Origin of the sequence: Pseudomonas sp. (assembly GCF_050739655.1) — a bacterium.
GTDB lineage: Bacteria > Pseudomonadota > Gammaproteobacteria > Pseudomonadales > Pseudomonadaceae > Aquipseudomonas.
This window is the reverse complement of record NZ_JBOIBY010000266.1, coordinates 1-9,845: the sequence shown is the minus strand read 5'-3', so window position 1 is coordinate 9,845 and position 9,845 is coordinate 1. Positions and strand designations below refer to the sequence as shown.

Below are 9,845 nucleotides of genomic sequence, written 5' to 3'. Positions count from 1 at the left end.
GAGATGTTGCATGTACTGACCTCATCGCTGGCAAGCCAGCTCCCACAGGTTTCTATGCCAGCCTGAAAATTTGAGGTTGGCATGAAGTATCAAAGGAACAGATTTTGCTGTCTGATGTGATCGGCGCCATTGCGTCGGCGTCATTAGTGGCTCAATTTAGCGTCATTGCCTCGGAAGGCCTTCGCACTTCATGTCATCGACTTCGTTCCGCCAGTCTCTGCGTCGCCTTTGGGCGCTGGATAAATTCAGCTACAGCGTACGGGTGTTCATCGCCCTGACCGGCACCATGGCGTTGTGTTGGTATCAGGATGAGATGGGGCTGCTGATCCCGTTGTTCCTGGGGATTATCGCCAGCGCCCTGGCCGAAACCGACGACAGTTGGCAGGGCCGCCTTAATGCGCTGGCCGTGACGCTGGTATGTTTCGCCGTCGCCTCGCTGTCGGTGGAACTGCTGTTCCCCTACCCAATCATTTTCATCTTCGCCTTTGCCCTCGCCAGCTTCTGCCTGACGATGCTCGGTGCGCTGGGCGAACGCTATGGCGCGATTGCCTCGGCCACGCTGATTCTGTCGGTCTACACCATGATCGGCGTGGACCAGCGCGGTGGCGCGGTGATCGACGTCTGGCACGAGCCGCTGCTGCTGGTGGCCGGCGCGGCCTGGTACGGGGCGCTCTCGGTGCTGTGGCAGGCGCTGTTTTCCAATCAGCCGGTGCAGCAAAGCCTGGCCCGGTTGTTTCGCGAATTGGGGTTTTACCTGAAGCTGAAGTCGTCGCTGTTCGAACCGATCCGGCAAATGGACATCGAAGCGCAGCGACTGGAACTGGCGCAACAAAACGGTCGCGTCGTTGCTGCACTGAATGCCGCCAAGGAAATCATCCTGCATCGGGTTGGCAACGGTCGACCCGACTCGAAAGTCAGCCGTTATCTGAAGCTGTACTTCCTCGCCCAGGACATCCATGAGCGCGCCAGCTCCTCGCACTACCCTTACAACGCCCTGGCCGAGGCGTTTTTCCACAGCGACGTGCTGTTCCGCTGCCAACGCCTGTTGCGTCAGCAAGGCAAGGCCTGCCGGGCGCTGGCCGAATCGATCCAGATGCGCCAGCCATTCACCTACGACGCCAGCTTCGCCGAAGCCCTGGGCGACTTGCACGCTTCCCTCGAACACCTGCGCATCCAGAGCAACCCGGCCTGGCGCGGCTTGTTGCGCTCATTGCGGGCGCTGGCCGCGAACCTTGGCACCCTCGACCGTTTGCTCAGTGACGCCAGCAACCCTGACGCGCTGGCCGACGCCACCGACAGCAGCTTGCTGGATCGTTCGCCACGCAACTTGAAGGACGTATGGGTTCGCCTGCGCACACAGCTGACGCCCACTTCGCTGCTGTTCCGTCATGCCCTGCGATTGCCCCTGGCCTTGAGCATCGGCTACGCCATGGTGCACTTGATCCACCCGTCCCAGGGTTACTGGATCATCCTCACGACGCTGTTTGTCTGCCAGCCCAACTACGGTGCTACACGACGCAAACTCGGCCAGCGGATCATCGGCACCGCCATTGGCTTGACCCTGGCCTGGGCGCTGTTCGACCTGTTCCCCAACCCGCTGATCCAGTCGTGCTTCGCCATCGCAGCGGGCGTAGTGTTCTTTACCAACCGAACCACCCGCTACACATTGGCGACTGCGGCGATCACCCTGATGGTGCTGTTCTGCTTCAACCAGGTGGGCGATGGTTACGGGCTGTTCCTGCCACGCCTGTTCGATACCTTGCTCGGCAGCCTGATCGCAGGCCTCGCGGTGTTCCTGTTCCTGCCAGACTGGCAGGGTCGACGCCTGAACAAAGTGCTGGCCAACACCCTGACCTGCAACAGCATCTACCTGCGCCAGATCATGCAGCAATACGCCGCCGGCAAAAGCGACGACCTGGCCTATCGCCTGGCCCGTCGTAACGCCCACAACGCCGATGCAGCGCTGTCGACCACCTTGGCCAACATGCTGATGGAGCCGGGGCATTTCCGTAAGGAAGCGGATGTGGGCTTCCGCTTCCTGGTGCTGTCGCACACCTTGCTCAGTTACCTTTCTGGCTTGGGTGCGCACCGGGAAATCCAGTTACCACCGGGCGTACGTGAGCATTTGATTGAAAATGCCGGCGCGAAACTGGCCCTCAGCATTGACGAAATCGCCCAGGGGCTGGCGAGCAAATCCGCGATTGCGATTCAGAGCGATGAGGAAGAAGCGCTGGCCAATGAGCTTGAGCAGATGCCCGATGAAATTGACGAAGGCCAGCGTCTGGTGCAGACGCAACTGGCGTTGATCTGCCGGCAGTTGGGGCCGTTGCGCACGTTGGCGGCGCACTTGATCAAGGACACCAGTGAAGATGCGTAGCGCCTGATCGGGCCTCTTCGCGGGCAAGTCGAATCGTCGCACCGCCGCTCCCACAGGAATTGCGGATGAATCACAAATTTGGATTCCACCAGGAAACCTGTGGGAGCTGGCTTGCCAGCGATAGCGTCGTCAGCCGCGCCACCAAACCTCACATCCCATGCTGCTTCATCAACCGCTGATAACTCCCATCCGCCTTCATCGCCGCAATCGCCCGATCGAAACCGGCGACGATCTGTTCGTGTTTGGGATTTTTGAGGCTGACCAGGATGTGCAGACCGTTCTCGCTCAACGGCGTGGGCAGGAACTCCACGGCATTACGCACCTTGGCCGATTCACGGCTCAGGTAATAACGGGCGACGTATTCGTCTTCCAGCGTCAGCTTGACCCGATCGGCGGCCACCATGCGCACGGCCAGCGCGAAGTTGTGTACCGGCACTTTCTGCAGTGATTCATCTTCATCGAACGCCGGCGAATAGGCGTAACCGCGCACGATAGCCATCGGGTAGGCGTGCAGTTGCTGCAGGTTGTTGTATTCGATCGGCGCATCCTTGCGCTTGATGAACCGGATTCGGTTGATCAGGTATTCGCTGGAAAATTGACCAAGTCGGGTGCGCTCGTCGGTGTACCAGGCGTTGACCAGCACGTCATAACGACCTTCCCCCAACCCCAGCAACGCCCGTGCCCAAGGCACCTGTTCGAAATCGCTGGCATAGCCGGCTCGCGCCAGCGCCGTACTGACAATGTCCGTGGCCAAGCCGCCATTGACCAGCGTGGCGTCGGTAAACGGTGGCCAGGCATCGGCCACCAGCCGCAGCTTGTCCGCCACCGCACTGTGAGTCAGCAACAGCAATCCAATCAAGGCAAAGGCTCGATGCAATCGCGGCATGCCAGAAATCCTTAGCGGGCGACTGCCCGGCGTGTTTTCAGCCAAAACTTCAAGCCCCGGTCCGGCACAAACATACCCTGGACGTTAGCTATTGGAAGCCACCCCATTTCGCTTCATTCCAGATTACACAAAGAAGACAGCACCGCGCGAAATGAATGATGGCATTTTGGTCTTTATCACAGATTTCTCCGCCATACAGACATCCATCGTCGGGGCGCTTAGTATCGAAAGGACGTTTTCAGGGAATCAGAACATGACAATCGATTGGGTCTGCAAACACCACAGCGATCTGGGTATCCAACAGCTGTACGCCATCTTGCAGCTGCGCGAGGAGGTGTTCGTCATTGAGCAAAATTGCATTTATCAGGACATCGATGGGCAGGATCTGGAAGGTGATACCTGTCACTTGATGGCGTGGGACGAGGATCGACTGGTGGCCTACCTGCGCTTGCTCGACCCTGAGCTTCAGGGTGGCGACGTGGTGGTCGGGCGCGTGATCATCGCGCCACAGGCCCGTGGCACCGGCTTGGGTCATACGTTGATGGAACAGGCGATGGCACAGATCGAGAAACGTTGGCCCGACATGCCGGTTTATCTCTCGGCCCAGGCGCATCTGCAGGGGTATTACGGGCGGTACGGGTTTGAGGTGTCGGGTGAGGAGTATGTCGAGGATGGTATTCCACACATAGGCATGCGTCGTTCTTGAGGGCCTATTCGCGGGCAAGCCCGCTCCCACAGGTTCCCGTACGGGATGCAAAGTTTTGATCCATCCCGGCCACTGTGGGAGCGGGCTTGCCCGCGATGGCGCCAGCAGCATCGCTAAAACTCTCAGGGATACTCCAGCACCTCTTTGATCTGTCGCAAGTTGCGCTCGATCCACCCCCGATCAATCGCTCCCCAATCGCGAATCCGGTAGCGACCGGCATGGTTGCGCGCGCCCTCTTCCTGCTCGAACTCACACACGATATCCAGATCCGCCAGCGCTGCGAGGGTGTCCTGAGCCGTACGCCGGGGCATACCGGTAACTTCGGTCAGGGCCGGAACACTGCTGGCCAGACCACTATCAATCAGATACGCCACGTATAAACGGCGGTAGAAGCTGCTCTTGGTCTTGCTTACATCCATCCACACACTCCTTGTTGCGATTCTATGTGGCGATGGCTACTGCATGTCGCGCCACGTCAGGTACACCCGCACATCGAACTCCACCTGGTGATAACCCGGCAGCATGTGTTCGCACAACTTGTAGAACGCCTTGTTGTGATCGGACTCTTTGAAGTGCGCCAACTCATGAACCACGATCATTTTCAGAAACTCGGCGGGCGCTTCCTTGAACAGCGAGGCGATGCGAATTTCTTTCTTGGCCTTGAGCTTGCCACCCTGCACCCGGGAAATCGCGGTGTGCAGGCCGAGGGCGCGGTGCGTCAGGTCCAGACGGTTGTCGAACAAAACCTTGTCGATGGCCGGAGCATTGCGCAAATATTCCTGCTTGAGGTCCAGCGCATAGGTGTACAGCGCCTTGTCGCTCTGCACGTCGTGCTTCTGCGGATAGCGCTTGCTCAAATAGTCGCCCAGCCGACCTTCGGCGATCAGCTGGCGCACTTGATCCTGCAAGGAAGCGGGATAGGCCTGGAGGTACTTCAACGCGGTCATCGCAGCAGCAACACATTTTTTGAAAAGGTCGTCAGTGTAGCGAATTCATCAAGTTAGCGCGCCCCAGTCAAACGGCTGCACAAAGTGAACGGTATCTTCGGCCATCATCGGTCGCGCTACCAAAAAACCCTGCACATACTCGCAACCATTGGCTTGAAGCCATTGGTATTGAGCAACGGTTTCCACCCCTTCGGCGATCACCAGCATGCCGTACTGTTTGCACATCTCGATCACATTGCGCACCAGCGCCGCATCCCGCGAAGACTCGGGCAGCCGGGCGATCAAATGCCGGTCCAGCTTGAGCGTATCCATCTCCAGATCGCGCAAATGGGACACCGAACACGGGCCGGAGCCGAAATCATCCAGCGCCACCCTGACCCCAAGGCTGCGCAGCAAACGCAGCTGTTTGCGAGTCTCTTGCGGGTTGTGTGTCAAAGCCTCTTCCGTCACTTCGACTTCCAGATGACGCGGCTTCAAACCATGTCGATCCAACACCTGACGCAACTCGGTCACCAGGTTGGGCATGGCGAATTGGGTGCTGCTCAAACTGATGCCCAGTACCAGATCCTCGGCAAACAGGGTTTCCCACGCTTTGCGTTGCCCGGCACCACGCTGGTAAATCCAGCTACTCAAGTGGCTGATCAGACGCGCCTCCTCCAGCAACGGCAGAAACAACCCCGGCGGAACGTCGCCCACGCTCGGATGCTGCCAGCGCAACAACGCTTCGAACCCACGAATCCGGCCGTCGGCGATGGCCACCTGCGGCTGATAAACCAAACTGAAATCACGGTTCTCGATGGCAGTGCGCACGCTTTCTTCAAGCATCAGCCGCGAGCGCGCCCGGCCATTCATTTCATGATCGTAAAAACGATACTGTTGGCGGCCGGCACGCTTGGCTTCGTACATGGCGATGTCCGAAGCCCGCAGTAAACCGTCCAGGTTGGCCCCGCAATCCGGGAACGTGGCCAGGCCGATACTCGCGCCCAGGACGATATCCAGGCCATCGATTTGCTGACAGATCGACACCCGCTCGATGAGCTTTTCAGCGATCTTGGCCGCTTGCTCGGGAAACTGCAGATCCAGCAAAGCAGTGAACTCGTCGCCACCTATGCGCGCCAGAATGTCAAAGGGTCGCAAGCAAGCCTTCAACTGCTCGGACACCCAGCGCAGCACCCGATCACCGGCATCGTGGCCCAGTGAATCATTGACCCGCTTGAAGCCGTCGAGGTCCAGATACATCAGGACCCACGCGCTGTCGGTTCGCTCGCCGCGCAACAGCAGGTTTTCCACCGTCTGGTAAAACCCGCGACGGTTGAGCAACCCGGTCAGAGGATCGGTAACTGCCTGGAATTCGAGCTGCTGGTGCAGGTGTCGCACCACCGACATGTCCTGCACGGTCACCACCATCGCATGCTGTTCGGCAGGCAAGGGCGCACAAGACAACGCCACCGGTACTTGTTGGCCCCGTGCGGTACGCAAGAGTGCGTCGTGCAAGCGGAACGTTTCGCCACGTTTGTACCCCGCCAACAGGTCTGAATCGGCCCATAACGGGATGTGTGGTTTTTGCAGGAAATCCAGAAACTGCCGGCCTTGCAGCTCCTGTACCGTGGCACTGAGCAACCGCGACGTCGCCGGATTGGCAAAGCGGATCAAACCTTGCTCGCTGACCACCAGAATGCCTTCGGCAGCGTTATCCAGCACCGAAGCATTGAAAGCGCGAGCGACCTCAAGATCATGGCTCAGGCGCTGCAAGGCACGGCGATTGCGCTGGTGCTCCAGCAACGCCTGGACCTTGGGCTTGAGAATCTGCGGGTCGAATGGTTTGAACAGGTAATCCACCGCACCATTGGCATAACCCTTGATCACGGCGTCCTGGGATTGCTCATTGGCGGTCAGGAAAATAATCGGTGTCAGGCGGGTCCGTTGACTGCCGCGCATCAGGCGCGCCACTTCGAAACCGTCCATGCCGGGCATCTGCACATCCAGCAGCACCAGGTCGACATCATGTTCAAGGAGTAAACCGAGCGCCTCGAAACCCGAGGCGGCAGTGATGACCTGCCAGTCCTGGCGCTGCAACAACGCGCGCATGCTGATCAGGTTTTCAGGGTAATCGTCGACGATCAATAACGTTGAGTTGCTTTCCGCTGGCGGGGGGTGCGCGCATTCCATGCTGCTTCTCTATTCAGGACGTCAGGCCGATTTCTTGTGAAAACCGGACAGATACTGTGCCTTCACTCTAGTCCGGGATCAACAAAAGCAGTAGCTATCAGTACGCCAGCATCTAACTAAAGCGTTAATTCACCGACTAACGGTCGTCGCTGCAGCCCGCTAAAACCGGGAAAGATGGCGTTTTAACAGGATTTTGACGTCATCCATCTGTCAGGCCGACATTAACAAACGGGTTGCCTGCGCTTATAAAGATCGCCCTCCAAGGCCCGTGCTAGAGCTTCTGGCACGAGCGTGCAGCACAATCTGTGGAAGCTTTTTATGATCGACCTCGCAACCTGGAACCTCAGTGTTCCCGTCGGCAGCCCCCCCTACACTGTCGAAACCTCCAAACTGGTAAACGGCTTCAAGGATCAATACTTCCACTCTGACACGGGCACCTTGTTTTTCTGGTCACCGGTCACCGGCTCTAAAACCGAAAACGCGATCTACCCACGCACCGAACTGCGCGAAACCTACAGCAATGGCACGTTGCGTAACTGGTTCTACCCGGATGCCGACAACCAACTGCGCGCTACCCTGGCGGTGAACCAGGTGCCGAGTTCGGGCAAGCTCGTCATTGGGCAGATCCACGCCTACAACAGCCAGAAACCGATGGTGAAACTCGAATACCAGTACAAAACCAAAACCGAGACCGGCAACCTCGTCGTCAAAGTACGCATGCACCCCGACGACAGCGAAAGCCGGGTGATCACCCTCGCCACTGGCATCAAGCTCAATCGCGAATTCAACTACCTCATTCACCTGAGCCCTGGCGGAGCACTGGGCGTTAGCGCGGCGGGCTATCAGTGGGACACTAACATCAGCGCTACCTGGCGGGACAAACCGCTGTACTTCAAGGCCGGGGTGTACGTGCAGGACAACACTGGGTACACCAGTGAAGGTGGGAAGGTGACGTTCAGCAAGTTGGATATTGATCACGATAAGTAAAAAGGCGCCGCAGGCAACCCGCAACTAACGGATGGTGCAAATATGCAATAAAACGGCAGACTCCATGAGTCTGCCGTGCGTCCGACCGACATCAAACTTGACGACCTCAATCTTTAATTTCTTTGATATCAAAATCTCCCTCCGCTGAAAGATCCCCTTCTTTTAAACTGAATTTCCCCTTGGGATACTTTCCGCCTCTTTCCAAAATAAACACACCCTCAGCAAACTTATCACCCTCTACTTTATCAAATTCCAAATGCGCAAAGAGACGCTCGTCACCCCGGACTAACTCATGACTGCCAACCTCGAGATCCGACACACCTTTAATACCCACGTAATAAACGTGCCCCCCTGCACTCCAGCGCTTCGGATTGATATGAAAGTAATCTGGATAAACCTCTACAGGCACATAATCCTTCATATTCAGCGTATGTTCACCATGTACTCGATGGCTGAATGTGATGTTTAGGACACCCCAAGACTTGTTGCTACTCGTCTGCTTAATTTCCATTTTTTTCATCCGGCAAGTAAATGAGTGGAAAGAGTAAGCTTCCGCCAGTAGCAGAACACCTGTTATATATGACAGTAGTTTATATCCATTTGAAATTACCACTGCGCTCTAAATAACGAGTTTTCAATCAAGCGGGCAGTCATATTCCTGACACGAAAAAAGCAAATGCCCCGACAAGTCGGGGCATTTGCTTTGAGCCGCGACAGATTGAGCTATAACCCAATCTGATCGCGTTTTTTGATAGTGGTCTTAGTTGACCTTGGCGTTCAGCTCACCTTTGAGGTAACGCTGGTACATGCCTTCCAGAGAGATCGGCTTGATCTTCGAAGCGTTGCCAGCGGTGCCAAAGGCTTCGTAGCGGGCGATGCACACGTCGCGCATGGCGGTTACGGTGGCGCCGAAGAATTTGCGCGGGTCGAACTCGCTCGGGTTGGTGGCCATCAGGCGACGCATCGCACCGGTGGACGCCAAACGCAGGTCGGTGTCGATGTTGACCTTGCGCACGCCGTGCTTGATGCCTTCGACGATTTCTTCAACCGGTACGCCGTAGGTTTCTTTGATGTCGCCGCCGTACTGGTTGATGATCGCCAGCCACTCTTGTGGTACCGAAGAGGAACCGTGCATTACCAGGTGAGTGTTTGGAATGCGCTTGTGGATTTCTTTGATGCGGTCGATCGCCAGCACGTCGCCGGTTGGCGGCTTGGTGAACTTGTAGGCGCCGTGGCTGGTACCGATGGCGATGGCCAGGGCATCGACTTGAGTGCGTTTTACGAAGTCAGCGGCTTCTTCAGGGTCGGTCAGCATCTGGCTGTGATCCAGAACGCCTTCGGCACCAATGCCGTCTTCTTCACCGGCCATGCCGGTTTCCAGCGAACCCAGGCAGCCCAGCTCGCCTTCTACCGATACGCCACAGGCGTGAGCCATGGCCACGGTTTGTTGGGTAACACGCACGTTGTAGTCGTAGTCGGTCGGGGTCTTGCCGTCTTCGCCCAGGGAACCGTCCATCATCACCGAGCTGAAGCCCAGTTGAATGGAACGCTGGCAGACGTCAGGGCTGGTACCGTGGTCCTGGTGCATGCACACCGGGATGTGCGGGAATTCTTCGATTGCCGCCAGGATCAGGTGACGCAGGAATGGTGCACCGGCGTATTTGCGAGCACCGGCCGAAGCCTGGACGATCACCGGGGAGTCAGTCTTGTCAGCGGCTTCCATGATGGCGCGCATCTGCTCAAGGTTGTTGACGTTGAAGGCTGGAACGCCGT

Annotated in this window: 9 protein-coding genes; 3 read left to right on the top strand and 6 right to left on the bottom strand. The window is 57.5% G+C overall.

Going from position 1 to position 9,845, the window contains the following annotated elements:
• The first annotated feature begins 190 nt into the window (after positions 1–190).
• Positions 191–2,377: a YccS family putative transporter gene (gene yccS / locus ACRESJ_RS13325; protein ID WP_431758302.1), complete on the top strand. Its 2,187-nt coding sequence runs from the start codon at positions 191–193 to the stop codon at positions 2,375–2,377.
• Between the two features lie 148 nt (positions 2,378–2,525).
• On the opposite strand, the gene ACRESJ_RS13320 is transcribed toward yccS, so the two are convergent.
• Positions 2,526–3,263 (bottom strand): substrate-binding periplasmic protein, encoded by a 738-nt coding sequence (locus ACRESJ_RS13320; RefSeq protein ID WP_431758301.1) that lies wholly within the window; start codon positions 3,261–3,263, stop codon positions 2,526–2,528.
• 253 nt (positions 3,264–3,516) lie between these two features.
• Here ACRESJ_RS13320 and ACRESJ_RS13315 point away from each other — a divergent pair, with 253 nt between their 5' ends.
• Positions 3,517–3,969 carry a GNAT family N-acetyltransferase gene (locus tag ACRESJ_RS13315; protein WP_431758300.1) on the top strand — a complete coding sequence of 151 codons (453 nt, stop codon included), beginning with the start codon at positions 3,517–3,519 and terminating at the stop codon, positions 3,967–3,969.
• 122 nt (positions 3,970–4,091) lie between these two features.
• Here ACRESJ_RS13315 and ACRESJ_RS13310 read toward each other — a convergent pair whose 3' ends face one another.
• Genes ACRESJ_RS13310 through ACRESJ_RS13300 form a run of 3 tightly spaced genes read right to left on the bottom strand, consistent with a single transcriptional unit; the run spans position 4,092 to position 7,085 of the window.
• Positions 4,092–4,388 carry a winged helix-turn-helix domain-containing protein gene (locus tag ACRESJ_RS13310; RefSeq protein WP_431758299.1) on the bottom strand — a complete coding sequence of 99 codons (297 nt, stop codon included), beginning with the start codon at positions 4,386–4,388 and terminating at the stop codon, positions 4,092–4,094.
• A 36-nt stretch (positions 4,389–4,424) separates the two neighbouring features.
• Positions 4,425–4,916 (bottom strand): M48 metallopeptidase family protein, encoded by a 492-nt coding sequence (locus ACRESJ_RS13305; RefSeq protein WP_431758298.1) that lies wholly within the window; start codon positions 4,914–4,916, stop codon positions 4,425–4,427.
• Between the two features lie 48 nt (positions 4,917–4,964).
• Complete coding sequence (locus ACRESJ_RS13300; protein WP_431758297.1) at positions 4,965–7,085, bottom strand: putative bifunctional diguanylate cyclase/phosphodiesterase; 2,121 nt, start codon at positions 7,083–7,085, stop codon at positions 4,965–4,967.
• A gap of 318 nt (positions 7,086–7,403) precedes the next feature.
• On the opposite strand from ACRESJ_RS13300, the gene ACRESJ_RS13295 reads away from it, so the two are divergent.
• Positions 7,404–8,072: a polysaccharide lyase family 7 protein gene (locus ACRESJ_RS13295; RefSeq protein ID WP_431758296.1), complete on the top strand. Its 669-nt coding sequence runs from the start codon at positions 7,404–7,406 to the stop codon at positions 8,070–8,072.
• Between the two features lie 106 nt (positions 8,073–8,178).
• On the opposite strand, the gene ACRESJ_RS13290 is transcribed toward ACRESJ_RS13295, so the two are convergent.
• On the bottom strand, positions 8,179–8,583 hold the full coding sequence (locus ACRESJ_RS13290) for a hypothetical protein (RefSeq protein WP_431758295.1): 405 nt from the start codon (positions 8,581–8,583) through the stop codon (positions 8,179–8,181).
• 249 nt (positions 8,584–8,832) lie between these two features.
• Positions 8,833–9,845: class II fructose-bisphosphate aldolase (gene fba, locus ACRESJ_RS13285; protein WP_431758294.1), on the bottom strand; the 1,013-nt coding region annotated here is incomplete at its 5' end.